19 protein-coding genes are annotated in these 26,684 nt (G+C 61.3%); 8 read left to right on the top strand and 11 right to left on the bottom strand.

Translation table 11 applies throughout. The annotated features are described in order from the left end of the window. Nucleotides 1-70: 70 nt before the first annotated feature. From SH292x_RS09810 to SH292x_RS09825, 4 genes are all read right to left on the bottom strand, one after another. Nucleotides 71-2,143: a DPP IV N-terminal domain-containing protein gene (locus SH292x_RS09810; RefSeq protein ID WP_442485428.1), complete on the bottom strand. Its 2,073-nt coding sequence runs from the start codon at nucleotides 2,141-2,143 to the stop codon at nucleotides 71-73. 95 nt (nucleotides 2,144-2,238) lie between these two features. After that, the gene (locus SH292x_RS09815; protein ID WP_442485429.1) at nucleotides 2,239-2,820 is read right to left on the bottom strand and encodes a GNAT family N-acetyltransferase; all 582 of its coding nucleotides are present in this window, start codon (nucleotides 2,818-2,820) and stop codon (nucleotides 2,239-2,241) included. Nucleotides 2,821-4,169: 1,349 nt separating this feature from the next. Beyond that, nucleotides 4,170-7,550 carry a PAS domain S-box protein gene (locus SH292x_RS09820; protein WP_442485430.1) on the bottom strand — a complete coding sequence of 1,127 codons (3,381 nt, stop codon included), beginning with the start codon at nucleotides 7,548-7,550 and terminating at the stop codon, nucleotides 4,170-4,172. Between the two features lie 3 nt (nucleotides 7,551-7,553). Then, a complete protein-coding gene (locus SH292x_RS09825; protein WP_442485431.1) occupies nucleotides 7,554-7,922 on the bottom strand; it encodes a response regulator in 369 nt (122 codons plus the stop codon). A gap of 210 nt (nucleotides 7,923-8,132) precedes the next feature. Between SH292x_RS09825 and SH292x_RS09830 the strand changes: the two genes are divergently transcribed. Continuing rightward, complete coding sequence (locus SH292x_RS09830) at nucleotides 8,133-8,327, top strand: hypothetical protein (RefSeq protein ID WP_442485432.1); 195 nt, start codon at nucleotides 8,133-8,135, stop codon at nucleotides 8,325-8,327. Nucleotides 8,328-8,438: 111 nt separating this feature from the next. On the opposite strand, the gene SH292x_RS09835 is transcribed toward SH292x_RS09830, so the two are convergent. Further along, a complete protein-coding gene (locus tag SH292x_RS09835; protein ID WP_442485433.1) occupies nucleotides 8,439-9,725 on the bottom strand; it encodes a glucuronyl esterase domain-containing protein in 1,287 nt (428 codons plus the stop codon). A 272-nt stretch (nucleotides 9,726-9,997) separates the two neighbouring features. Between SH292x_RS09835 and SH292x_RS09840 the strand changes: the two genes are divergently transcribed. Both SH292x_RS09840 and SH292x_RS09845 read left to right on the top strand, forming a co-directional pair. Next, a complete protein-coding gene (locus SH292x_RS09840; RefSeq protein WP_442485434.1) occupies nucleotides 9,998-10,759 on the top strand; it encodes a response regulator transcription factor in 762 nt (253 codons plus the stop codon). Between the two features lie 38 nt (nucleotides 10,760-10,797). Further along, on the top strand, nucleotides 10,798-12,180 hold the full coding sequence (locus SH292x_RS09845) for a sensor histidine kinase (RefSeq protein ID WP_442485435.1): 1,383 nt from the start codon (nucleotides 10,798-10,800) through the stop codon (nucleotides 12,178-12,180). Here the strand turns inward: SH292x_RS09845 and SH292x_RS09850 are convergent. From SH292x_RS09850 to SH292x_RS09875, 6 genes are all read right to left on the bottom strand, one after another. Next, entirely contained in the window at nucleotides 12,175-16,089 is a 3,915-nt protein-coding gene (locus SH292x_RS09850) for an FtsK/SpoIIIE domain-containing protein (RefSeq protein ID WP_442485436.1), read from the bottom strand. The genes SH292x_RS09845 and SH292x_RS09850 overlap by 6 nt on opposite strands. Before the next feature lie 91 nt (nucleotides 16,090-16,180). Beyond that, entirely contained in the window at nucleotides 16,181-16,405 is a 225-nt protein-coding gene (locus SH292x_RS09855; protein ID WP_442485437.1) for a hypothetical protein, read from the bottom strand. A gap of 18 nt (nucleotides 16,406-16,423) precedes the next feature. After that, nucleotides 16,424-17,005 carry a hypothetical protein gene (locus tag SH292x_RS09860; RefSeq protein ID WP_442485438.1) on the bottom strand — a complete coding sequence of 194 codons (582 nt, stop codon included), beginning with the start codon at nucleotides 17,003-17,005 and terminating at the stop codon, nucleotides 16,424-16,426. 262 nt (nucleotides 17,006-17,267) lie between these two features. Further along, on the bottom strand, nucleotides 17,268-17,540 hold the full coding sequence (locus tag SH292x_RS09865) for a WXG100 family type VII secretion target (protein ID WP_145246399.1): 273 nt from the start codon (nucleotides 17,538-17,540) through the stop codon (nucleotides 17,268-17,270). A 157-nt stretch (nucleotides 17,541-17,697) separates the two neighbouring features. Continuing rightward, complete coding sequence (locus SH292x_RS09870; RefSeq protein WP_442485439.1) at nucleotides 17,698-21,111, bottom strand: aminotransferase class I/II-fold pyridoxal phosphate-dependent enzyme; 3,414 nt, start codon at nucleotides 21,109-21,111, stop codon at nucleotides 17,698-17,700. 361 nt (nucleotides 21,112-21,472) lie between these two features. Continuing rightward, nucleotides 21,473-22,951, bottom strand: a complete 1,479-nt coding sequence (locus tag SH292x_RS09875) for a BBP7 family outer membrane beta-barrel protein (RefSeq protein ID WP_442485440.1) — start codon at nucleotides 22,949-22,951, stop codon at nucleotides 21,473-21,475. Between the two features lie 298 nt (nucleotides 22,952-23,249). Between SH292x_RS09875 and SH292x_RS09880 the strand changes: the two genes are divergently transcribed. The 5 genes from SH292x_RS09880 to trmB all read left to right on the top strand — a co-directional run bounded on the left by SH292x_RS09880 (nucleotide 23,250) and on the right by trmB (nucleotide 26,602). Next, nucleotides 23,250-24,206: a hypothetical protein gene (locus SH292x_RS09880; RefSeq protein ID WP_442485441.1), complete on the top strand. Its 957-nt coding sequence runs from the start codon at nucleotides 23,250-23,252 to the stop codon at nucleotides 24,204-24,206. A 151-nt stretch (nucleotides 24,207-24,357) separates the two neighbouring features. After that, nucleotides 24,358-24,456 (top strand): 50S ribosomal protein bL37, encoded by a 99-nt coding sequence (locus SH292x_RS09885; protein ID WP_442485442.1) that lies wholly within the window; start codon nucleotides 24,358-24,360, stop codon nucleotides 24,454-24,456. Between the two features lie 90 nt (nucleotides 24,457-24,546). Continuing rightward, the gene (locus tag SH292x_RS09890) at nucleotides 24,547-25,068 is read left to right on the top strand and encodes a 3-hydroxyacyl-ACP dehydratase FabZ family protein (RefSeq protein ID WP_442485443.1); all 522 of its coding nucleotides are present in this window, start codon (nucleotides 24,547-24,549) and stop codon (nucleotides 25,066-25,068) included. A 38-nt stretch (nucleotides 25,069-25,106) separates the two neighbouring features. Beyond that, nucleotides 25,107-25,946: a rhomboid family intramembrane serine protease gene (locus SH292x_RS09895; protein ID WP_442485444.1), complete on the top strand. Its 840-nt coding sequence runs from the start codon at nucleotides 25,107-25,109 to the stop codon at nucleotides 25,944-25,946. Between the two features lie 8 nt (nucleotides 25,947-25,954). Next, nucleotides 25,955-26,602, top strand: coding sequence for a tRNA (guanosine(46)-N7)-methyltransferase TrmB (gene trmB, locus SH292x_RS09900; protein ID WP_442485445.1), 648 nt, complete (start codon nucleotides 25,955-25,957; stop codon nucleotides 26,600-26,602). Nucleotides 26,603-26,684 lie beyond the last annotated feature (82 nt).

Genomic DNA, 26,684 nt, shown 5'->3' on the forward strand with positions numbered 1-26,684 from the left:
TGGTAGCCGGACTCGCAAGAGTTCGGGACGTTCAGAATTGGCAGCCGGAAGTCTTGCGACTCCCGCTACTTCAGTGGTTCTCCGCCGTGGTCGATTCCACCGCTCGGTGGCTCGTGGCATGGAGGTGCTCCATCAAAAAGTCGCGCTTCCGCCGATCGACGTACGGCGTGAACGTATCGTGGCCGCGACCGGGAACGACCAGAAACTCAAAATCCTTTTCCGCGTTAATCAGGGCATTGACCACCTGCATGGTCGACGCGGGGTCGACGTTCTTGTCGAGTTCGCCGACGATCAGGAATAGCTTGCCTTCCAGTCGATGGGCGTTGGTGACGTTCGACTGCTCGGCGTAGTGGGGGCCAATGGGCCAGCCCATCCACAGTTCGTTCCACCAGATCTTGTCCATGCGATTGTCGTGGCAGCCACAGCTGGAAACAGCCACTTTGTAAAAATCGCCATGCCACAACAGCGCGGCCATCGCGCTCTGTGCTCCAGCCGAGTGCCCCATGACTCCCACGCGCGACAGATCCATCTGCGGATACTGCTCGGCGGCGGCTTTCATCCACAGTTTGCGATCCGGAAGGCCCGCGTCGACGAGGTTCTTCGCCGCGACATCTTGAAACTTCTTCGAGCGATTGGATGTCCCCAGTCCATCAATCTGCACGACGATAAACCCAAGCTCCGCGAGTCGCTGCTGATTGTGGATCGTGTAGAAGTCCTTCGGAACGAAAGAGCCATGGGGTCCGGCGTAGAGGTCCTCGACGATGGGATACTTGCGGCTCTCGTCGAACTCCGTGGGCCGGAAGATCACACCGTAGATGTCAGTCTCGCCATCGCGCGCCTTGGCGACGAAACGCTCGGGAGCACGCCAGCCGAGGGCTTCGAGCGAACCGAGGTCCGACTGCTCGAGCTCCTTCACCAAGCTGCCGTCGCTGGTTTTGCGAAGCTCGACCACAGGTGGCAGGTCGACGCGCGAGTAGGTGTCGACCAGATACTCGCGATCGGGGGAGTAGGTAATGCGATGATTTCCGTCCCCGGCGGTCATGACCACCAGACCCTGGCCATCAAAGCCAATGCGGCAGTGATGGATGTAGTAAGGATCCTGCTCGGGGTGAATGCCGCTTGCGCGAAACCAAATCTCGCGTTTCTCGGGATCGACAAAATCCACTCCCCGCACGACCCACTCGCCCTGGGTGATCGGGTTCTTCACGTCGCCCGACTCGAGGTCGACGAGGTACAGGTGGTTCCAACCATCGCGCTCGCTCATCCACACCAGTTCGTCGGTGTCGTCGAGGTAGTAGGCGAAGTGCTTGTGGGCGTAGTCGATGAAGGTTGGCTGTTTGTCTTCGACCACAACTTGCACGTCGCCCGTTGCCGCATCGACCTTCAGCACTCGGGCGACTTGGTGGCCGCGCTCGTTGTAGTAGCAGGTGAAGTGCTCGCTTTCGGGATCCCAACGCACTTCGCCGATTTCCCACGGGTTGTCGAACAGCTTGTTCGAGACCGCAATCTCCTTTACTTCGTCAACGCGAAATAACTTTGGTCGGCGGAGCGGGATGTCGTCGCCTGGCTTTAGGTAGTGGTACGAATCGAGCTTCGGCTGTAGCTGGTCACCAGGCGAGGACTCGATGAGGTGCACACGACGATCGCCGCCCGCTTTGGTTTGCATGGCGACGAACGAGGTTGAGTCGGGCGACCAGTACACGCGACCCTCGTAGTCGTTGCCCTCTACGCCATCGGTGGTGAGCTGTTGCTCCTCGCCCGTTTCGCGATTCTTGAGCCATAGGTTGTGCTCGCGAGCTTCGACTCGCCACTTGCCATCGGGCGACATTCGTCTTGCGCGGGCGTGGCGCTGACGGGCTTCGGGTCGCCAAGCGGGTTGGGTGTCTTTGGGATGTGCATCGCTGGCGACGACTTCCTGAGTTCCGCTGGCGCAATCCACCAGCACCAGCTCCTCCCCCTGCCCCGCGAGCGGTCGGCGGTACCAGAACTGGTTCGGCGAACTCCACTGCGGATCGACCGAGGCCGCCGACCACTTGTCGCGGAATCGCTCGTCGATCTTGTGGGCAGCCGACTGGTCGAACGCCACGGCGGAGGCTTCCAAGGAGAACAGCAAACACAAAGCGATCGTCGCACGCTCGAGCATCAGGAACCTCGCGTAACGTAGCGCAGGAGAAATCACTGGCCCGGGGGCCAAAGGCTGCATTGTACACAATGTCGCGCCGGGTCGCAGCGGGTGAATTAATAGCCTGGTCCGCGGAGATCGATGGTCCCCGCCGGCCAGCCCTCGCGAGTTGCTGGATAGCGCATGATCCGCTGGTCTTTGAAGGGACACTTCGTCGGATCGTCGCCGAGCGAGTTGATAAAGGTGTTGTCGACCGCCACAGCTCCGAGTCGCGAATAGAACTGACTGACGACCTCGCTGGTTTGGAACAGCGAGAATGGCAAACGCCCGTCGTCGACTGCCCGCCAAGCTTCGTGCACCAGCCGCTCGCCCATCCGCTGGCCTCGATACGCAGGATCGGTGCAGACGGAGCCGAGCGCAGCGATCGTCATCTCGCCCAGCGAAGTGCTGATGGTCCGAGGAAAAACAATCGCGTGTCCCACGACTTGGGTTCCATCGCGAATCACTAGCGAACGGCTTTCGAGACCCGCCGGGGGATTCGAGTCGCCACGGTTGGTTCGCACGACGCCCGCTCGGTCATCGGCGGTCACCCCAGGCTTCGGCCAAACCCTCGCAATCAGTTCGCCAATGGCAAGCGCCTCCGCGCGAGTCATCTCGCTGGTGAGCAAGGTTTCGATGGGAAGCGGCGATGAATCCATAACACTCATAAGCATGCAAAAACGCGCGCAGCTCCGCCCGAGGCGAAGGAGTTCGATCGTCAATTATAGGACACGCGTGGACCACGTCAGATAGCGATTGTAAGGGTTAAAACGTGCAGGCTTTCACGAGTCTCCGGCGAGCGGGGCCCGTTAGGGCCGTGGTGATTCTAACCCTCGATTTCGCTCCCCTTGATCGCACGAATAAAGTCGCACTTTCGTGACTTTTTCATTGGGTGCGACTTTACTCTCTTTGTGAAAACTGGTGAGCGGGAAAAAGTATCGTGTTTTTTCGGCTGAAGTCATGGTGTGGTGGTTCGGGCGAAAAGAATAAAGTCGCAGGGGTGAGCCGCAGGTGCGACTTTACTAGCGGGAAGGGAGTAGGCCGGATCAAGCTCCGAGCCGATCCGGCGCTTGGCGTGCTCCCGATTCGTAACGTTTCCGATTCGTAAGTTGCACCGAGACCTAGCTCCGAAGGAGCGCGCTTTGAAAGCCCAGGACGAAGTCCTGGGGGGATGATTAGATGTTGATGATTAGCTCTGAAAGAGCGCGCTAAATTACGCCAGCGCACATGGGTAGCGCGTCCCTTCGGGACTAACGGTTTGACGGGCGATGGTTTCCCAGGGCTTCGCCCTGGGCTTTCAAAGCGCGCCACTTCGTGGCTACCGGACGAATGGGGAGCACATTGCTCTTGTGTCCGTGTCACTCCGAACGGCCTTTTTCCTAGCCAAACGGCACGACGGAGGAATCGGCGCTGCCGAGCGAGGCCACGCGGTGACTTGCAGCAGGTCGCTGGTACATGCTCTTCGAATTGGAAGGCCTTGTTCTACTAGAGGCGAGATTTCTCGGTCGCAGGGCTCCTGTCGAAATGACATGTTTGGGGGAGGTCTGTAAGTGGCTCTGTTTCTCCTTTCATTTCAGCGTCCATTGCCGGGTCGGCGCTCCGCTTGATCCGGCTTACTTCAGAATTAGAACATGGGCGCGAGTACTTTCTAGTCCCTTTTTGGAACGTTTGTACATTTTCTCGAAATTTCCAAAAGGGTTCAGAAATCCGGGAAGAATGCGGAGAAAAGTGGTGTGATCCTTCCAGCCACGGAGTGGCGAAAGCGCATAGCCTGGGGCGCGAGCCCCAGGTTGTGGAGTCCGGTAAGATCATCCTAGCCGCGGAGCGGCGGCAGCGAGTCGTTGGTTCCAATCCTTCCCCGATGGCTGTAGCCCGCTGTCGCCGCTCTGCGGCTTTCGTCCTACGGGGACGAGTAGTCCAGGGGCTCGCGCCCCTGGCTATGCGCTGTCGCCGCTCCGCGGCTTAAGACAAACGGTCCGTGCTACACGAGAGAACGAACTTGCCGTACTTAGCTCGAAACGGGGTCAACGCGGTGGAGGAGGCTGGCGATGCTGGCGGCTAGTTCTTGGGGCTGAATCGGCTTGGCGACATGCAGCTGGTAACCGGCGAGCATTGCTTGCGTGCGGTCTTCGGACCTGGCGAAGGCGGTGAGCGCGATGGCGGGGGTTCGGGCTCCCTGGTTGGGCGATAGCGCTCGCACACGGCGGATGAACTCGTAGCCATCGGTGCCTGGCATGCCGATGTCGCTGACGATCACATCGGGACCCCACCGCTTCACGAGCTCGATCGCTGCCTCGGCATTGGCGGCCGATTCAACGGTTGCCTCGTAGTGGGTAAGGACCCGCGTGAGCAGTTGCCTGGCGTCGGCTTCGTCGTCGAGTACCAGAATCTTGGTCCCCGAAAGAACTACTTCGCCCCACTCGGTTGGCGCGTCGCTCATCGAAGTGGGGTGTCGACGGTCGGCTCGTTCGCGGACGGGCATCAAGGGCAGCGAGATGGTAAACGTCGATCCTTTGTCCTGGCCTTCACTGAACACCTCGATGTGCCCACCATGCAGTTCTACAAGGTTCTTGACGATCGACAAACCAAGCCCCAATCCACCGTAGCGGCGGGTGGTGGAAGAGTCGGCTTGGCGGAAGCGATCGAACACGTTGGCGAGAAACTCAGGCGGAATTCCGATACCGGTGTCGCGGAACGTGATCTCGGCGTGGGAGTTCACACGCTCCAATACCACATCGATTGTGCCATCGCGCGGGGTGAACTTGATGGCGTTCGACAGCAGGTTCCAGAACACTTGTTGCAGTCGCGTCGGATCGCCCGCGACTTGCCCCACGCGGGGGTCGAGCACTTTGCGGAGCGTGATCTGCTTGGCATCGGCGCTGGGCCGAACCGAATCGATGGCCAGTTCGAGCACACTCCCCAGATCGGTGGGCTGCACATCGAGCCGGATGCGTCCGGAGACGATGCGGCTCATGTCCAGGAGGTCTTCGATCAACTGCGTTTGCGCGCGGGCGTTGCGCTCGATGGTCTCGAGGCCTTCGTGCAGGTCCTCTTCGCTCGCGTCGCCGCGTCCCAAGAGTTGCGACCAGCCAAGGATGGCGTTGAGTGGCGTGCGAAGTTCGTGCGACAGCGTGGCGAGGAACTCGTCCTTCAGCAGATTGAGCCTTTCGGCCTCGCTGCGTGCCGAGCGTTCGGCTTGGAGCAGGTGTTCCCGTTCCTCGGCCGCCGTCTTGAGATTTTCGTAGAGGCGCGAGTTATCGATGGCGACGCCGGCTTGCGAGGCGAGACCGGCGACGAGTCGCTCGGTGGCCTCGGTGAAGACGCCCGGTTCGGAATGGCCGAACAAGAGTCCGCCGATCACTTCGCCCATTCGCGACCGGACGGGGGCGGCGAGGTAGCTATGCACCTGGAACTCGTCGGGCGACTTACTGTGTTGGAGTTCGAGCTGGCGGTAGCGGGGATCGATGCAGATATCGTCCGAACGGATGATACCGTCGCCAGCGAACGTCGGCCCGAACAGCGGCATGTCGCTCGGCATTCCATGCTGTTCGAACTGCTCGCGCGCGGGACCTGCGAAGGTGCAGAGCATCAGGGGCTCGCCTTGTTCGTCCTTCGTTTTATAGAAGAACGCGCCGATCTTGGCGTCGGTCAGTTCGGTGGCGACATCGGTCACCGCTTGCAGCAAATCGGGGAGGTCGAGCTTCGAACCGACGGTCTTATTGGTTTCGTTGAGCAGTTCGAGGGCGTTGGTTTTTTCAAGCAGAGCCTTTTCAGTTGCCTTTGCCTCGTCGATGTCGGTGCTGGTGCCGAACCACCGGATGACTTTCCCCGATTCGTCGTGCAGCGGCCTCGCGCGGGTAAGGAACCAGCGAAACGCACCTGCACGACTGCGAATGGGAAACTCCATCTCGAAGTTCGCACCCGTTTTCACCGAGTCGTTCCAGCGCTCGATCACAGCAGGCAGAACCGCTGGATCGTGCACTTCTTTCCAGCCCCATCCTTCCATTTGCTGGAAGTCGGTGCCGGTGTAGTCGTACCAAGTCTGGTTGTACCAGATGACACTTCCGTCGGGGTCGGCCATCCAAGCAAGCTGCGGAATGGAGTTGGCTAGGGTGTGAAGCTCTGCTTCGCTGCGACGAAGGGCCTCCTGGGCGTGTTTGCTCTCGGTGATGTCGCGTGCGATTTTCGAGGCTCCGATGACCTCGCCCGTCGCTCCGCGAAGCGGCGATACCGTTAGCGACACATGGATGTGCCGGCCATCTTTGCGAACCCGAATAGTCTCGTAGTGCTGAACGCGATCTCCCTGCCTAATTTTGCTGAGGATCTCGGTTTCCTCGTTGAGACGGTCTGCTGGTATCAGTATCGAGATGTTCTTCCCAATTATCTCTTCAGGACGGTAGCCAAAGATGCGCGTGGCGCCCTCATTCCAACTCTGAACGATTCCGTCGAGCGACTTACTCACCACGGCGTCGGCAGACGATTCGACGATGGCGGCAAGGCGAAGCCTCGCGTCGTGGGCAGCCGAGGCGTGCTGAGCGAGGCGTCGAGCGGTCCACCACAAAAGCGCGATCAGTAGTCCCGCTTCGACCAAGGTGCGCAGCGCATTGCCGAACTCGTCGTCGATCAGTTCGTCGTCTTTGGCCAGAACGTGTATCCAGCTAAGTAGCAAGGGAATCAGCAGTACGGGCAGAATCAGGCGACGCAGCACCGATCCGCTGGTGTCGGCGCGCGTCATAGCGGCGGCAAAGCCGAACTCGGGGATCGATGCAACAACGGCGATACCGAGCGCCGCAATGATCGTGCTTGTCTGTCGGGCAATGGCGGTGAACTTTGCCACGCCGTAGAGTTGGTCGGCGTCAAAAAGATATCCGATGAGCGACAAGCTGGCGATAATCACCGGGACGATGGCCAGTGCGCAGGCATTGCGTCTCATCGACGGCGAACCGGTCGCCATCAGTACCGCGACACCTAGCAGAACGAACGACATGGATGCGGGCATACCCATCCGCATCGGAACGTAGGTAGCTTTTTGGCCCCAATCGCGCTCGATTAGCAGGGAATCGATGCCGAAATTGATGCCCGATAGGTGTTCCAGGAAGGTTAGCCCACCGATGAGGGCGACGATTGCCGCCAGCGTACGGATGGTTACCATCTGCCAGTGCCATCGATGATGCACGAGCAGCAGGACGGCGATACCGCATAGAATGCCGCAGAGCGCGGCATTGGGGAACATCGAGATTCCGTCGCCCCACCAATCGGTCCATCGCGGCGCATTGGCGAACCAACCAAGTAACGTCACCGCGCCACCCACGACGCTAAACGTACCGGCGATTGCCACAATCAGGTACAGCACCCGATGCTTCGGGTTTGTGCTGCCCAGCCGCACCATGGGTTACTCTTTCTCCTCAAGGTGGAGTGCCAAGCGAATCGCACGCTCGAGTTCGTTGGAGAATATCGGCTTGGCCAAGGCCGTGACTAGGGGTTCCTGATCGAGGACCAAATGGTGCAAGTCGGGGTGACCGGAAACCAAAATGACCGGCAAACCGTGCCGCGCGAGTTCCTCGGCGGTCTCCAATCCATCCTGTTCGGGCATGTCGAGGTCGAGAATCACTAAGTCGACGTTGTTGACCAGCGAGGCCGCTACAAGCTGTGTCCCGTCTTCGGCCATCAGAGTCACGACGCATCCCAGACGTTCCAGCAGCCGCGCGAGCACCCGCCGGGCATCGGGCTCGTCGTCGGCGAGCGCCACTCGAGCATTCATCTTCGATTTACTCTCTGTTCTTCCTGAGGTCTCCCGCGTCGCTAGATGGCTAGTAGGAGAAGCTCGCCCGATGGCTAGACTCGACATGCAATATTCCAGGTGTAATCTCTGAGCGGTAAGCCATGCACCGAGGCAGCGGCACGGCGATAGGAGCGGGGGGGCGGTGAGCGACGCGGACGTGGAACCGGGGGGGGACGGGATGGAGCGGGCGTGAAGCTCGACCTTAATGCCGAGCTTCGGTGGGTGGGCGCGATCCGCCATAAGGAAACCCTCGCGCCGCGTCCTTCGCTAGGCCGCGGGCGAGGTTCGTCCATCCAGCTTTACCGCCAAAACCTACGCAACCCGCTGCAAACGACATGCCGGCGGTGGCAGCAGCCTTCTGTTGGCGGGGGAGTTAGCACCTAAGACCCCAAATCGTCCGTGCGACGAGCACAATTGAACATTTTGCGCTCGATGCATGGTCGTTGGGCGATCAGCTTGGACGCCGCGCTGGCAGGGGTTCGTCTCGATTCGGGATCAGCGGTCCACACCAACGGACGACTGCCAAGCACGTTTCGCAGCCAGGATGTAGTGCTGCCAGTCGGCGACGAGCAGGTTGTGGTCGCCCCGCCGAACGTGATAACTAGTCGCGCCGCGATAGGCCGGCTGATCCAGTGGTGGCATCTTGTCATCAGGCGTGAGGCAATCGATGCCAACCGCTTGGAAGGCCGGGGCCGCGTTCGCCAGACCGAGCCACTCGCCGCGAGGATCCGCCCCGAGATCGTCCGACGCGCTGCCAATCGCGACGTGTCGAGGACAGATCGCGGCGGTGAGAAAATGCTGGTCGAACGGCATCTCCGCTTCGCGATTGGCGTAGTCGGCGGCGCGTGGACAGAACCAGTAGCCGAACCTCGTGGTGATTTGCTCGACGGTCTCGCCAAACCGACGGCGGGCGAGTGCCGCACCGCCGCAGCCCGACTCGTTGGAGATGGCGAGCTTGAATCGCGGATCGACGGCCCCCACAAAAAGTGCCGTCTTGCCACCGCGCGAGTGCCCGATGACCACCGCCCGCGTGTCGTCTACCAGCGGCTGGTCAGCAAGCGACGTGAGGAGGGTGCTCGCGCCCCACGCCCAGGCGGCGATGGCACCCGGGGCATCGGGGGCCCGCTTGCCCGCGGGAACCACGTGTTTCAACAAGCCATTGCGGAAGGTCTTGGGATCGTCCGGCGCGAGGTCGTTGTGCTGGAAAACGGCAAGCGCGAAGCCCGCTTCGAGAATCACTGGAACCGCGACGAACTCGCCGAACTGCTCGTCCTTGGGGTTCGCGAGTTCGGGCTCGCGATTGTTGATCATCACGAACACCGGCCGGCGCTCGCCCTCGACGGCGTAAAGCCAGTACCCGAATTTGAACACCTTGCCGTTCTGTAGATGGCAAGTCAGTTCAATGCGTTTGCGAACTCCACCGGCAATCGACTTGAGTGGTTCGGAGCTGACGGTCTTCACTTCAATGCGTTCCGGCGGCGCGGGCATGCGGCCGAACCAGTGCTGCTGGAGAATTTGGAGGATTTCGACACGTCGAGCCTCCCACTCGTCGAGGTTCGCGGGGGGGGCGTTGAACAGCGGTGGGAGCTTGTATTCCGGCACGAGCCGTTCGTCGTGCATTCGATTCTTCCGCTCGCGGGCCAGGCGCTCGACGAGTGCCGGGTCGGCGGACCAGGTATCGTCGGCGCTCGGGGTTTGGCCTTGGGCCGGCAACACCGCGAAGGCCATAAGAACCAAAAACAGGCACAACTGCCCCAGCCGCCACGAGTACGAACCGCTCATTTTCCGCCCTTCGAGTTTAGCGTTCAGTCCTCCGGAATTTCCGTTAGCGTAGTTGACGCACCCGTTGGTCGCAATCTGATGCCCTTGGCGAGCTACCTGTGATTACAAATCGGAAAGTCCGACTTTTCCCGCATAGGCACGTTCGACGGGTCGGGGAAAATGGAGATAGGCGAAGTCGCTCGCCGTCCGCCGTTAGGCTTGGTTGCTCACCGTGCCAGCCCACCCGTACACCCGGCGGCCGTGTGGCGATTATACTAAGGGAGCTTTGAAAGATGATGCTAATCCAATCCGAACCGCGGCTGATCGAGTTTCACGATCGGGGCGAGTCCGCTTCGCTTAAAGGTGCCATTCCGATGCGTGTATTGATCGTCGAGGACGACCACGTTCTGGGTAAGGCGCTGGAGCAGGGCCTGAGCGAGGCAGGCCGCCCTTGCCAGTGGGTTCGCGATGGGCGGACGGGCCTGGAGGCCGCGCTGGCGCAGGACGCGGATGTCGTCGTGCTCGACTTGATGCTCCCCGATCTGTCGGGCATCGAGCTACTCACCACCCTACGCGGCCAGGGAGTTCGCACTCCGGTGCTGATTCTCACGGCGCTCGGTTCGGTGGAAGAACGGGTGGCAGGTTTGCAGGCAGGCGCCGACGATTACTTGGTGAAGCCATTCGCGTTTCCCGAGCTGTTTGCAAGGCTCGACGCCATCACAAGGCGGTCGATTCATTTGCAGTCGCAGTGTCTGGAAGTGGGGCCATTGAGTCTCGACCTTGCGACGCGTCGCGTCACTCGCGACGGCACGGAAATCGACCTGACACCAACGGAGTTCAGCCTGCTGGAGTTCCTGATGCGGAACGAAGGCCAGGTGATGACGCGAAAGATGCTGTGCGAGCATTTGTGGGACGCCGACTGGGTGGGCGTGACCAACGTGATCGAGGTGCACATCACTCGACTGCGTGGTAAGATCGACAAGTCGTTCGCCCAGCCACTGCTGCACACCGTACGCGGTCGCGGGTACGTGCTGCGGGTAGCGAGCGAGGCGTAGACAGTTTCGATCCCTCGCACCTTGGCCCGTCTCGATCCTTGAAGTCCCATCCATTTAAGACGGTCCGTTTTCGCATCGCCGCTTGGAACGCGCTAGGCGTATCGCTCGTTTCCTTCCTCGCGCTCTTAGGCGTGCGGCAAGGCGTTTGGTGGGCGATTCAATCGGAGCTCGACCAGAATCTGTACGAGGACTCGCGCGAGATTGAGCTCGCCCTGTCCGACAAGTCGCTGGGGGACTTCACCGAACTGACCGATGCGCTGGAGCGAAAAGCGATCGGGCACCAGCATCACGAGTGGTTTGTGGCGCTCTACGGCGTGGACAACGCGCTCATTTGGTCGAGCAGCGGCGATCGCAACTTTCTCGATAGCCTTCAGGGGTTGGGGGGCGGGCTACCCGTCACGATACAGGGCTTCCGAGCATTGGAGACGAAGCCGCGCACGAACGAGTACGACGTGGCTCGCGTCGTGGTGGGCTCGTCGCTGGACATGCTGTACTACGACATGGGGCGGATCGATCGCATTGTGTTAGCCGCCGCACTCGCCATCCTGTGGGTCGCCCCGATTTGCGGGTACTGGCTCGCCGGGCGGGCGACGCGGGCGGTTGGCGAAATCACAGAAACCGCCAGCCGGCTACGCCCCGACCGGCTCGACGAGCGACTGCGATTGGCGGGGACGGGGGACGAGTTCGATCACCTGGCCCTGACGATCAACCACCTGCTCGACCGAATCGCCAGCTACATCGAGCAGCGCCGCGACTTCCTGGCAAGCTCGGCCCACGAGCTCCGCACGCCGCTCGCCGCGATACGTAGTTCGATCGAGGTGGCGCTCGCGAACGACCGCTCGGCGGAGACCTATCGCGAGCTCTTAACCGACATCATGGAGGAAGGTCTCGCGCTGGAGATGCTGGTGAATCAGCTACTGCTGCTCTCCGAGACCGAAGGGGATCCCGAACACAAGGCGTGGGAGCCGGTCGCGCTCGACGAAGTGACGAGCCGCTCGGCGGACATGTTCGCCGGGGTGAGCGAGGCGCGAGAGATTGCCCTGGCGGTCGACATCGAGCATCCCGTGATGGTTGAGGGCAACCGATCGCATCTTCGGCAGGTGGTTAACAACTTGGTCGACAACGCCATTAAGTACACGGCGTCCGGAGGCAAAGTCGACGTGACGCTCCGCACGCTGAAAGGCACCGTCGAGCTAGTTGTCTCCGACACCGGCATTGGTATCGCCGAAGACGACCTGGGCAAGGTGTTCGAGCGGTTTTTCCGCACTGACCGAGCCCGCAGCCGCGATCAGATTTCGGGCACGGGCCTTGGCCTGAGCATCTGCAAGGCGGTGGTCGAAACGCACGGCGGCACGATCCACTGCACCAGCCAGCTCGGCAAAGGAACAACGATGACGGTTCGCTTGCCGTCGCTGCTATAAGACTCCGTCACTCGCTCGCAACGCCTGCGACACATCCCGCAGCCACTCTTCGGTTGGCATGCCATAGGGGCGGAACTTCTCGGACTCCCCCGTCTCATCGTTATAGATGAGCGCGCGATGCGGCGTCAGGTTGCTGGCGGCCGGCGTATCAAGCAAGTTGCTGCTGTCGGCCGCCGACATTTGGAACACCACTCGCATTTCGAACTCGCGCATGGCGAGGCGATCGAACAACCGCGTCACGGCGTTGTACCCATCGCACCACACCAAGACATGAATGTTCCACTGCGGCCCGTTCTTCAGGATCTCGGCGAGTTGCTTGTCGGTTGCGGGTGGTTTGTCGCGATCCATCGAGAAACTGAAATCATCCTCGCTCTTACGGAGTTCGCGGAAACGCGACGCGTTGTGAATCACTAGGTAGATCGGCGGGGCCGCTTCGTCCCCTTCGGTATCTCGGCGGGTGAGTTCCGTTGCCACGCGGGCGATCACCTCGGCAACATCGCGCTGTGCGACCAGCTCGGCCGAGTCGCCAAGTGCCGTGGCGACTTGCGGCCAGACGCCTTCGCCCACATCGCCTGGCCGCGCGCCATCGAACACGTAAAGCTTCGCCTTGGGATTGGCGGCTGCCAGCGAAATGGCCGCCGTGGTCATGACGCCGAGCGCTGCGGCGGGCTGCTGGCCTACGACCAACAGATTGCTTCCACCGTGCGGAGCGAAAGTGGCCGACGTGGGCGGCTTGATCGCCACCGCAGAGCCGAGCCACGCTACGGGTGCGCGAGTGCCGGTCTCGGCTTCATTGGACTCGCCCTTCAGCAGCGCCACGAGTTCGCCATTCTCTCGCGGGTCGGCGGGGGCGTTGCCTTCGAACACAATCGGCTCGCGCGGTGCGAGGCCACGTTCGCGGCGGAGCTTGTTCACCTCGGCGAGATGGCCAGCACGCTCGCGGTCCGATAGCCACACGACTTGAAATGGCTGATTGGCCGTCACCATGCCGTTTTGGTCGTTGTAGATCGCTTCGCCGGGCCGGCTGAGGAACCGCGCGGCCTGATTGCGCTCGTCGCTGAGAATGAGGTGCGCATCCGCCTCGCTACATTGCAGCGCCACGCGGACTGCCATCTGCCCCAGCGTGCTCCGCGCGAGCGAATAGGCACCTGACAGGGTTTGCGAACCGAGCAGCACGTGCATACCAAACGCACGCCCTTGCCGCACTAACCGGTCGAGCAGCAGGCCGGCTTCCTGGGCGAGCTTGTCGTCCTCGACGAATAGTTCTTGAAATTCGTCGACCACCAGCAGCACGCGGGGCATGGGTTCGTTCGGGTGATCGGCGCGGTAGTCGCCCAGGCTTTGCACGCCCGCTTCGCGGAACTTCTCGCCGCGCCGGCGGAGTTCTTCGTCGAGTCGCTCGAGGACGCTCAAACCGAATTCGCGCTCGCTCTCGATGGCGATTACTTCGGCATGGGGCAAGTTGTGCGTGGCGTACGACTTGAACTCGACACCCTTCTTGAAGTCAACCAAGTAGAACCGCAGTTCTTCGGGGCTGAAGTGCATCGCCCCGCTGGTCACGAGGGCATGGAGGAACGTCGATTTGCCTGAGCCCGTCTTGCCGGCCACCAGCAGGTGCTGCGCAGTTCCTTTGCCAAGTCGCACGTACTGCAATCGATTTGCCCCCGCGCGCCCGATGGGGATGGCGAGCTCACGGTCGCACGTTTCCGTCCACCATTGCGATTCCTGCGGAACCACGACGCTAAAGGGCACTTCGACACGGATCGACTCTTTCGCGGCTTTCCCGGCTTGCTTCATGAGCCGCACAAGCGCTTCGCTCTCCATCGGCTCGGGGAGCGCGAGGGGCATGTGCTCGAAGGCCGGGTAGCGCCACACGAACTTCTGATCCGCGTCGACCCAATCGAGATGCACCGACGTGGCTCGCAGGTCGTCCATCGCGAAGTCGTTTGGCAGGCGGTGCTTTCGGTCATGGGACAACAGCACGTAGATGCCACACCGCGGCCCGCCAGCCACTAGGCTCACCAGCCGCCGCGCGGCGGTGTCGGTGAAGCCGTGCGGGAAGTTCGCGATCGCGAGAACCTGGAACGGCTCGGCGACCTCGCCCGCCTGGGCGTTGTACTCGTGGATCGTCGCGTACTCGTTGCGAAGGTACTTCTGCAGCACCGTTTCCATGTGCGCGGTAAGCCGGGTGAGCTGCTCGTCGATGTCGCGCGACTCCGACCAGATGCGGCCGTTGATCAGGTTCTCGTCGTGATCGGCAAGGTGCATGAACGACGAGAAGCTCTCGCCGAGCTTCACGGGATCGCAAATCGTGAACCGCACCTTGCCGGGCGGCATAGCGGTGAGAAAGCGGACCATTAGCGTTTGCAGCAGTTCGACCGCGACTCCCCTCCCCTCCCCTTCGGCACTCGCAACCAGTGACGGCTGCTCGTGCAGCGCGACGAGTGTCGGCAAGTGCAGCGAAGTTTCGCTGGGGCGAAGTTCAGCGTTGGCGGACAGAGCGTGGCGTACCTTCGCTAGGTCGAGCGTCGCGTCGCCAAATTGAATCGCTTCGGCCGCTTCGGTGGTCTTGGGCCAAGTGTCGTAGTCGGTGTGGTTCCAGTCGGGGAAAAGCCGGTCGCACCGCGCGTTCATGTCGGCGAGTTCATTGCGAATGGCTTCGAAGCCTGAGAACCACGCCTCACGCATCGTCTGCCACTCCGACGTTTGGCGATCGACTACGGCGGCGAGGCTCGCGTCGCGCGTCTGCCGCAGTTCCTGCGAAACCACATCGAAGCTGGTGCTCAATTCGTGCAGTTTCTTGTGATGCTGCTGTTCGATCTCGGCCGATTGCGTCTGATGTTGTTGCTTGAGCTGCGTGAGCAATGCCGGGTACTTGGCGTTGGCATCGGCGAGCGTCGTATCCTTCCAGGTCTCGATGTTCGCGAGATTCGTACGGGCATTGGACTCTGCGTCGGCCAGTTCGCGATCGCGGACCGCCAGCAGCTTCTCGGCTTGCTTTCGGCTTTCGTCGCGAGCCACTTGCGCGGCGAGCTCAATGGCACCCCGGGCGGCCGACTGATCGCCGGCGAGTTGGTCGTACGCCTGGCGCGCGGCCTTGACCATTCGCCCCCGCAGTACGAAGCCACCGACGCCTGTGATCAGCGCCGTAAGCACTACGCTGCCGCCGAGCCACACCGGCCAGTTAAGCCAGCCAACGCCAAACCCCAGAACCACAACCAGCAATACCAAAATGGCCATCGGAATGGCGAACGGCGTGAAACCTTCGAACAGCTGCAGCCCGCGCCGGTTTTGCAGTTCGGTGATACCGTCACGCAGCGCGTCGATCTTTGAGGCGACTAGCGCACGCGCGGCGTCGGTGTTCTCGGGCTTGGTGCCGTCGCCCGCAGGTGGCGGGGGCGGCGTCGTGCTCCACTCGTCCTTCCATAGCCGCCGGGCGCGGAGGATTTCAACGATGTCGGCCCGAAGCTGGTCGATCTCTGCCTGCCGTCCGGCGAGTTCTTTTTGTACCTCGGCGAGCGCCTCGCGGGGATTGTTCTTCGAAGCATCGAACACCGCGAGTGCTTGCCAGATGGTCTGCTTCTTGTGCTCGTTCGTGGTTCGGACGGTCGTGGTGTACTTCGCTTCGGTTTCTTCGCGAATCCGCCGGTACTCGGCCTGAGTGGAATTGCGAGTCGTCTCGTGGTTCGTTGTGAGCGTTTCAACCAGCTGGCGATGTGCCTCTTCCTCGGCCGCCTTGGCCGATTGGTAGTTGGTATCGGCCTCTTTGGACTTTTGGTCGTAGGTCTGCTTTGCCGTGGCGAGGCCTTCGGCGTGCTCGCGAGCGATGCGCTCCTCGTCCAATTGCCGCTGGTTGGCGAGGCGCTGGAGGTCGCGCATCAATTCAAGCTGGCGGCGAGTCGAAAGCACGGGGCGGCACGTGGAGTCAGAGGTAGGTTACCGTCGAATTCGTCCAATAGCCGACGAGCTACGCCTCGTCGGACAACACTTCGCAACTCGTTCACTTCTCGCAGTCGCGCTGCGCCTCACGTAGCAGCGAGTCCATCCGCCCAATCGCGTCGAGCGAAATCTTCACCACTGGTATCATCGGTTCCAGGTGATGCTCCTGGAAGGCGCGGCTCGCCTCGTCGTTCCATTCTTGCGTGGCTTCCGCCCACGCCAGTTCCAGATGCTCCAGCGCCCGGCGAATCCGCCCTGCTCCGGATTGAAGGTCCGTCGATTTCATCGCTTAGGTGGCCTCCAATTATTCGGGTTGCGGTTTTTCTTCGGCCGGCCCGGCGACTGTCGGCTCGTCAGCACCTGTCATCACCGCCTGGATGTCGAGCCTCGGAATGGCCGTCGGCGAGCCGAGCCGGTGGTATTCGTCGATGCGGGCCATCAATCTTCCCAGCGCGGCCATCGCCTTGGGGACATCGATTTCGCCGCACGTTTTGAGTTGCGAGATCCGCCCCTCGTATTCGAACAATTCGTGCCGGACTTCGCGACACCAGTTTTTAAGCCGCTCGGCCTTTTGTTCGCAGTATTGGAAGTGCGCTTGGGCCTTCTTTAAGGCCGCCCGCTGCTCGGTGCAACTGGGCCGCTCGTCGGCCACCGGGTACATCAGGCAGCGATTGAGGTCCTTCTTGGCCTGCTCGACCATGTCCCACGCGACTCGAAGCTGGTTCTTCCAGTACCGAGGCCGATCGTGTTCCAACCAGTCCAGCATCCGCCGACTCTCGGCCGCAATCTCGGTGAGCCCCTCGTCCACCTGATGCGCAAAACTTGCCAGGGCCGTCCTCACGGACTGAATTGCTTCGGTGTTATGGACGTAAGCAGGGCCAGGCATGAGGAGGGCTAACCACAGGGGGCACGGAGGTCGCAGGGGATTGGATAGAATGGGACGCGGATGACGCGGATTGGGCAGGATTAGCGCGGATAAGGAGTGAATCAGTAGGCCGATGTTGCTTGAGTTAGTTTAGGCTCCCTGTTACTTCTAGTCCCGAAAATAAGAGTGAGCGGATCCGCGTCCATCCTGTAAAATCCGCGTCATCCGCGTCCTTATTTCATCACTTCTCCGTGCCCTCCATGTTCTCCGTGGTTCACTTCCCCTACCGCTGCGACAAGTAGTCCTCGATCCGCTCGGCTTTGCGGATCAGGAACGGCGCGTGTTCGTTCGTGGCTTCCATCGTTCGGGCGATGGCTTTGATGTGTTGTTCGAAGTCTTCGACGAACTTCTTGTGTTCCTGGTCGCGCCAGGTGGCGCTCAGGCCATGAAGCTGGCCCGAGAGCGCGGTAAGGCCCGCTTCGAGTTCGGCGTTGAACTTCTTGAGGTTCGCCGCGAACCGCCTTAGTTCGTTCGGATCGACAATGGCTTGCGACATACGAGGGGGGCCTCCGAAGGGGGAGTGCTGTGGCAACCCTGCCATTATAGGCGGCGCGAGCGCAGCGAGCGACTAGCGCGTGGGGTTCCTCCGACGAGATGTAGCTCGTCGGCTACCCGCGCGAAGCGACTTGTTGACAAACTGCAACGTTCGACGATTACGCCGCCGAGTTTCCCAGCTTCAGGTCGCGGGCGTGCTTGGCGGTCAGGGCCACGGCCTGGCGGATTTGCTCGGACGTGTGGTCGCTGGTGATAAAGAACCGCAGGCGTGCCGCGTGTTCTTCCACCGCCGGGTGCAGAATTGGCTGCACGTTGATGCCCGACTTGAACAGCCGGTCGGCCAGCCGCAGCGCGGCGGGCGAGCTGCCCGTGATCACTGGCACGATAGGCGTCCCGCGGCTTGCGCCGGTGTCGAGACCCGCTTCGTTCGCAAGCGCCAGGAACAGCGAGCTGTTCTCTTGCAGCTTGGTCACGCGTTCGGGCTGGTCGAGTAGCCGCTTGAGCGACGCCAAGGCCGCCGCCGTGTTGGCGGGCGACAAGCCGACGCTATAGACGAAGCCAGGTGCCGTGTACTTCAGGTACTCGATGATCTCTTTACGAGCCGCGATATAGCCACCGCAGCTACCGAGCGATTTGCTCATGGTACCCATCCACAGGTCGACCCGCTTAGCGTCGACGCCGTAGTGAGCCGCGATACCACGGCCACCCGGGCCGATGGTGCCCAGCGAGTGGGCTTCGTCGACCATCAGGTAGGTTTTGTACTCTTCCTTCAGGGCGACGAACTCGGGCAGAGGCGCGATGTCGCCGTCCATGCTGTAGACGCCCTCGATCACAATCAGCACCCGACGGTACTCGTTGCGGCACGTGGCCAAAAGCTCTCGGCACGCCAAGGGATCGTTATGCGGGAAAGCCCGACGGCGAGCTCCCGACAGCTTGCAGCCCTGAACAATGCTGTTGTGCGACAGCGCGTCGTGCAGGATCAAGTCGCCCGGGCCAAACAGGTGGCCGATGGTCGTTTCGTTGGTCGCGTGACCGCCGACCATGGTGATGGCCGACTCGACACCCAGGAACCGCGCGATCTCGGCTTCGAGCTGACCGTGCAGCGGCTTCTCGCCTGACACCAATCGGCTGGCCGACACGCTGGTGCCGTAACGAGCAGTGGCATTCTGCGAGGCGGCCACGACAATCGGATCGCCCGACATGCCGAGGTAGTTGTAGCTGCAGAAGTTTACCAGCTCGCGGCCATTGATCATCGTCCGATCGTTGGTCAGGCCTTGGTGAACGGTAAAGTAAGGATTCGGCAGGCCGACCTTCTTCGTGAGGCTGAGCGTTTCCTGGAGCGCTAGGTACTCGGGGGACTTGGCGAAGTCGAAGTCCCCTTCGGTGACCTCGCGATTCACCGGGGCAGAGCGCTGCTGGCCACCGAGCTCGCGTTCAACGGCGCTGACGATGTCCGCCGGCGTGTGCATGTCGAGCACGGCTTCTTCCGAGAATCGTCCGCCAAAACGCTCTTCGAGCGCGGCGACGATTTCCATCCGCTCCAGCGAGTCGAGACCCAGTGACACGAGGTCGGTATCGAGCGCCAAGCCACGGGCGCGGTCCTTGCCGACGTTCTCGATCACTTCCATCACGGCCTTCGAAGTGGCCGAGCTGAGCTGCGAAGGAGAGGGCTGCGAAGTGGTGACGGGCTGCGACTTGCTCGCTGTGGTCTTGGATTCGGTACCGCCAGTGCTGCCAACGCTGCTTACCACGTCCAGTTCTCCGGCTAAGTACTCTTTGCGGCAGGCGTAGCGCTGCAGCTTGCCGCTCGAGGTCTTGGGTAGCGAATTGGGCGAAACCAGCACCACGGCAGCCGGCATGACTTCGTGCACTTCCGACACGCGTCGGCGAATTGCCTCGGCTAGCTCGTTGCCCTCGGTCTTCTGGCGGCGAGCGAGTTCCTGGATGACCACCAGCTGCTCGCCCTCAGGGCCATCGATCGCGAACGCGGCGGTCCGAGTCCCTGCGAGGGCGTCGTTCACCGAGCGAGCGGTTTCTTCGATATCGTGCGGGTAGTGGTTCACACCGCGGATGATCACCAGGTCCTTGCGGCGGCCAATGACGTACAGCCCCGTGGAGTCCATCAGTCCCAAGTCGCCGGTGCGGAGGAACCGCTTCTCGACCCCTGGAATCTGGTTGGCGAATACTTCCCGAGAGAGTTCTTCACGGCCCCAATAGCCCTGCGACACGCTATCGCCGGACACCCAGATTTCTCCAATGGAGCCCTTCGGGCTTTCGATACCGGTTTCGGGATCAACGATGCGAACGTCCTGATCCAGCAGGCCATGACCACACTCGACCAGCGTTTGCATCTGGTGGTCTTCGCTCGCCGAAGTGGCGTCCTTCAGCACGCCCTCTTGCAGCGCGACGGCATCGACCGTGCGGGTGCGGGCTGCTGTGTGGCGGTGGCCACCGGCGACCAGCAGGGTCGACTCGGCCAAACCATAGCAGGGATAGAACGCCTCGCGTCGGAAGCCGCTGATGGCGAACTTCTCGGTGAAGCGGCGGAGCGTTTCGGCGCGGATTGGCTCGGCACCGTTGAACGCCAAGCTCCAGCGGCTCAGGTCGAGCTGGGCGGCTTGCTCGTCGGTCACGCGGTCGACGCACAGGTCGTAGGCGAAGTTCGGCCCACCGCTGATGGTCGCCCCCGTGGACGAAATCATCTGCAACCAGCGAAGGGGTTGCTGCAGGAAGTGGGCCGGGGACATGAGCGTGCAGTAGGTGCCGGCGTAGAGCGGCTCGATGATGCCGCCGATCAGGCCCATGTCGTGGTACAGCGGGAGCCAGAATACGGCGCGATCGTCGGCGGAGGTTTCGAAACCTTCGCGAATCACCGCGGCGTTCGCTAGCAAGTTGCGATGCGTCAGCATCACGCCCTTGGGATCGCCGGTCGAGCCCGAGGTGTATTGGAGGAAGGCCAAGTCGTCAGGGCTGACTTTGGTGGGCGACCAATGGTTGGAGTCGGCGACGTTGATTTTGTCCGTAGGCCACCACGATAGCTTCCGCAACACGGCGTCGGCTTCGAGCATGCCCTCGGTGCGAACCAAGGCGTGTTCGGTCGATAGCACCACCGAGGCATCGGCGTCCTGCACCACGCGGTCGATGCGGTCGGCATTCCGGTTACGGCGCGGCGGATACGCTGGCACGGCAACGACGCCGGCGTAAAGGCATCCAAAGAACGCTGCCACGAAATCGAGACCCGACGGATAGAGCATCAGCGCCCGGCCGCCACTCATGCCAGCATGCTGCAGGCGAGCGGCAATCGCGCGAGCACGACGGTCGAGCTCGGCGTAGGTGATGTGCTCGAGCTTTTGGTCGCCGTCGACCGCGTAGCTGAACGCGTACTGGTTACCGAGTTCCGCCGCGCGTGTCCGCAGCAGGTCGACCAGGGTGGCCGGCTGACGAGCAGCCTTTTCACCACCACCGTGCGATGCGTGGGCAAAGCTATGCTCGGCGATCGAGTGGCCACTCCCCCAACTGGGCAGTGCTGAGCGAGGCGAAGATGCCGCACCGAAGGCGCTAAAGGAATTCATGTCGGCGGGGGGGAGTTGGTAGGCGCGGGAGGGGGGAAGTGCCAGCACGGTGGTCGGCACCATGTCCCTTCATCGGCCAAGTCGATGCATGAGTGAGTGTCGGTTCTCCAACCGCACTGTTGAAACGGCTCTACGGGTCGCAAACGCTACGGAAACTGAAGCGACAATGCCGGACAATCCCTCCCCTGCAAATCGCTTACCACCCAGGATACAGCCTGTTAGGCAATTTGGCAGGGCTTGGCAGCGCCACTTGCCCGGTTTGCATAAAATATGCCGCTAGCAGCTTTTACGCCGTTAGCGGCACATAGAGAAGCATTACATTGTCGCAACTTTTTCCCGCAATCTCGGACCCCGAGGGGGCCTATTGGGTGATTTCGACACCGAAGTTCACACCATTGGCCAGGATGTCCTCGCCCTCGTTGACGTTGGCGAAGCCCATCACGTTGCCCCCTTCGTTCAGCACGTAGTCGACGTGCGTCGAGGCTCGGCGGATGTTGGTGACCACCGTTCCCGTGTAACCCAGCTTCAGGCTGATGTTGTCGGTCAGCATGTAGGCCAGGTCCAACCGCAACTCGCCGGTCGGCGATATGCCGCTGTCGCTGCGACCGTGGCTGAACGATTGGGGCGGAATGAACAGGTAGTTGTTGGTCCGTCCCGGGGTGAGGTCTTCACCCACGTAACCCCGTTGTTTCCACTCGCGGACGTTCAAACCGAGCATGAACTTACCAGCCGAGCTTAGCACCCAGCGACCCCGTTGGTGAGCCCAGTTAAAGCTGAGCTGGGGACCCACGATGTTGTTGGTGATCTGCTGATTGATCAAGGTATCACCCAGCGACCAGTCGGCATTGTCGAAGTTGTCGTCGATGCCAAAGTCGTCGCTCCGGACACCCAGGCCTTCGAACTGGAAGGTATCGTCGATCTGCAGGAACCGGGCACCGAATCCCCACTCGAAGTGGTTGTTCTGGTGCTTCTCCATAAAGTGCGAGTTGCTCAAGCGATGTCCACGCATCAGTTCGAAGCCGTTGAACTTGGTGGTGTTGTGGATATTCACCAGACCGAACGAGATCGGCAGGATCACCAAGTCGCCGTAGTCCGTTGGCACGATGAAGAATTCGTCGTCAATCCGCACACCGTCCGGGCCGTACACGCCGTTGCGGTTGATGTCGTCCGCGATACCGTCGCCGTCCAAGATGCCGTTGCCAGCGTCCGAGTCGGGAAGAATACCACCACCAGGCCCCACCGCGTCTTCGTGCATGTCGACGAAGCTGGCGAGCAGACCCGGGTCGGTGCGGAAGGCCACAAACACGTCGCCGATGGGCGATTGCAAACCATCCTGGAAACCACCCTGGCGACCACCATTCAGGCCGAACTGGGCAAATTGCCGGTCATCGGGACCGTTGAGGATGCTGATTAACCAGCCTCCCCCCTTCTCGCCCCAGAAGCCGAACTCGTAGCGATCGCCCATGCTCCAGTTCGCCCGAGGTACCGCATTCTTAATGCTGTTCGGGATGATTGGAGGCACGATGGGGTTACCCGTCGTGGGATCGGTCGGTACGCCATCGTAGATTTGGAACCACCGCTGAATGGTGTCCTTATCTCCAATTTCAACGCGCTCGCCAGTGGTTGCCCAGGCCAGCTTGTTGTACTGGAAGAAGAACCCCGTCCGCGGAATTGAATCCCGGCCGTCGATGTCCAAGTCCACGGGTTCGAAGAACCGCATGTCGTTGGACGGTCCGTAGAACGGACTGTTCGGATCGTCGAGCTGGGCTCGAACGGTCGACGCGAAGCCGGCCATCACCAGCAGAGCTAAGTAGGTTGCTTTGAGAGAAGAGGCAGACATTTGGTTTTACTACCCTATTGGCTGAGGCACGGCAGGTGGGTGCGTAGTAATCACGCCCACTCGCGACTTGGAGTTTGTCTGTGTGGGTAGTATCGGAAACGCCGGTCGTAGGAGTTGAACAACTTTGGTAAGGAGTAACGAAAAAGGGGAGTCTCATGCGGGACCCGGCGTGTGCTAGCGGCCCGGCTAACCTTCGGGCGCCCGCCCCATCGAATTGCCGGTCGGGCAGCTGGGGGCATATACTTAGTAGCCTCAGGCCCCGGACCATTCCGCCCCCACCCGCCCACGTGAGAGTGCCATGTTCAAGCTGGCAAGCCGAATTTCCCTTGTTTTTCCGCATCCACGCGGGCTCGCCCTGCTGCTAGCGGGCGTTTGGATGGTCGCAGCTACCGCGGTGGCCGAACCCGTCCTCACGGGCAAAACCAAGTCCGACGCCGAACCCAAGATGGGGACCGAGTGGGTCCGGGTGAAGAAGGACGACCGCGGACGACCGCTAGCGATGCAGGTAGCCATTGTCCGCTATCGATCCACCGCCGGGGACGACAAGGTACCGGTGGAAGTCGACCTGGTGGGTGCAGTGCACGTGGGCGACGCCGCCTACTACGACGACCTCAACAAGCGTTTCGAGAAATACGACGCCCTGCTCTACGAGCTTGTGGCGCCCGAGGGAACTCGGATCGAAGCCGGCACCAAGGCCTCGAATCGCCACGCACTGGGAGCGATGCAAAACGGTATGAAAGACATGCTGGAACTCGAACACCAGCTCGAAAAGGTCGATTACACCAAGGAAAACTTTGTCCACGCCGACATGTCGCCGGACGAGTTCTTCGACAGCATGAAGACGCGGGATGAAAGCTTCCTGAAGATGTACTTCCGCATGATGGGCCAGTCGATTGCCCACCAGAGCACGGCGACTGCCGAAGGGGCGACCCCCGACATCGACATGATGAAGGCCATGTTTGCCAAAGACCGTGCCCGCCAGCTCAAAATCGCCATGGCTGGTCAGCTATCCGAGATGGAATCGCTGCTCACGGCCTTCGGCGGCGAGGAGGGCTCGACCCTCATTACCGAGCGAAATAAGGCCGCCCTGAAGGTGCTCCGCGAGCAAATCGATGCTGGCAAGAAGAAACTGGGCGTGTTTTACGGTGCCGGCCACCTATCCGACATGGACGAGCGGCTCCAAAAGGAGTTCGGCCTCGAACCAGTCGAAATCATCTGGCTTAACGCCTGGGATCTGGCGGCAAAATCGAAGTAGGCACCCCGCTAGCCCCAGGGCTGGATAGCGCTTTCTCGCGGTGCCGACAATTGCTATACTGCGGGGCTTACGAATTTCCGGAGCTCGGCATCCTTTTGGGATGCTTCGGGTCCCGCCCTACTACATCGCCCATTTTGGAAGGTTCCCTCCCATGGCCAAGCCAGGAAGAAAAGTGAAGAAGGCCAACCACGGCGCCCGCCCGGCGTGCAGCCGTCCCCGCAAGCAACGTCGTCAGAAGACCAAGACCTAATCTGCCCCCCTTCGCCAATTGCACAGGGACCGCCGCGCGTCGACGTGTCCCGGTTCGGTTCTCGATTTCGTTTGTCTTGAAGAGTGCAGCGTGCCCGATAAGGACCTGATTCTCGACCCCTCCACGCTGGACCTCAGCCATGTGCTGGCGGACCTGGAGGAGATACGTCAATACATCCCGCAGCGGTTCGAGATGGAACAGCTGTCGGCGATCGTACATGACGATCCAGAGGCGGGAATCGTAGCGGGTTACAAGGACCTCTCCGACAGCGAGTTTTGGATCCGCGGCCACATGCCGGGGATGCCCCTGTTGCCCGGCGTGCTGATTTGCGAGGCAGCCGCCCAGCTTTGCACCTACCAAGTGCAAAAGCACGGGGCGATGAACGTGGATATGATGGGGTTTGGCGGACTCGATAAGGTTCGCTTCCGCGGCATCGTCCGCCCCGGTGATCGGCTGCTGCTGGTTTGCAAACGCATCGCGCTACGGCCGCGGGCAATGATCCGCTGTGCGTTCCAGGCCTTTGTAGGTTCCACCTTGGTGGGCGAAGGCGAACTGGTCGGCGTGGCGATCCCTGTCGAGATGGTACAAAACCGGGAAGCAGGCCAAGGCTAACGCCCCAACGCCGCTGTCCCCTCCAGCAGCGACGCCGCATGTTTCCACTCTACGACCACAACCCGCACCGCCGCTTTCCGCTGATGACCATCGTGCTCATCGTGGCCAACGTGTGGATCACGTGGCAGATGGCATTGGTCCCCCCGCTTCGCCAAGCGGAGCTCTCGTTCGAATGGGGCTTCATCCCCGTCCGGCTCACGCGGATCGACAATCCTCAGCCGCTCCGCATCCGGCAACCCCTGGGTAACCCACCCCAGGCGATGCTCGAGGTCGACCTGCCTCACGACTCGCTGTCAGTCTACACCACGCTGCTGACGACCATGTTTCTGCACGGCGGATGGTTTCACCTGCTTACCAACATGTGGATGTTGTGGGTATTCGGCAACAACATCGAAGACCGCCTCGGCCATATCGTCTACGTGCTGTTCTATCTCGCCGGCGGGCTACTGGCGACCCTGGCTCACTGGGCAATCGACCCTGAAAGTCAAACGCCCATTATTGGGGCCAGCGGTGCGGTCGCGGCTGTGCTGGGTGGCTATGCGCTGACCTATCCATGGGTCAAAGTACGAACCCTGGTATTCGTGATCATTCCGCTCTTGTTCGACCTGCCGGCGTTCATCGTCTTGGGGGCGTGGATGCTGATGGAAACGGTCGCTGGAGTGGTCGAGATGCAACTCGGCCTTCCCGCCAGTGTTGCCCACTGGGCGCACATCGGCGGATTTATCGCGGGACTGGTTTTAATGCCGTTGATGGCTTTAGGCAGACCGCCGCAGGGTGAAGACTGGAATAAAGAGACGCAGAAACTGTTTGAATATGGCCAGCCGCAGACGCTCGCCGAGCGTGCGGAAGCTTTCGAAACTTCTACCAAGAAAAAATAACGACGATCATGGGCCGCCGTGCTGTACCCGCCGTAGACGAATCGGTCGATCTCGACCGCCACCTGAAGACCCTCGACCAACTTCCCGCGCCGTGGGACCAAGAGGTGTTGTTCGGTCGCACCGCTCCCATCGAGGTCGAAGTGGGGAGTGGCAAGGGATTGTTCTTACAGAACGCCGCGCTCTCGCGGCCCGATATCAACTTCCTTGGTATCGAAGTCGCCCACAAGTACGCCCGCTTCACAGCGGCGCGGCTTCGCCGCCGCGAGCTGGCTAACGCCGTGATCGTGTCGGGCGACGGACTGAAGTTGTTCCACGACCTGCTGCCCGACGCCAGCCTCGACGCAGTGCATGTCTACTTCCCTGACCCCTGGTGGAAGCAGCGACATCGTAAGCGGCGAGTCCTTTCTCGCGAGTTCCTCACCGACGTCGCCCGAACGCTGAAGCCAAATGGCCTGTTGCACTTCTGGACCGATGTCGAAGAGTACTACAAAACGACTATGAAGCTGATGAGGGATTTCCCGATGCTAGTAGGGCCCGAAGAGGTCGACGAGGCCTCGCCCGAACACGACCTCGACTATCGTACTCACTTCGAGCGGCGTAAACGGAAGGCTGGGCTACCAATTTACCGTTCGCTGTTCCGCCGCGCGGCAGTCTGAAGTTGCCCGGGCGGGGGGGTGCCGACTACACTTACAGCGGGGGGCCGCACCGCGTGCGTGGTCTCTCCCGTGAATTTCGTCC

Origin of the sequence: Aeoliella fuhlenseeensis, assembly GCF_052161615.1 — a bacterium.
In the GTDB taxonomy this organism is placed as follows: Bacteria; Planctomycetota; Planctomycetia; order Pirellulales; family Lacipirellulaceae; genus Aeoliella.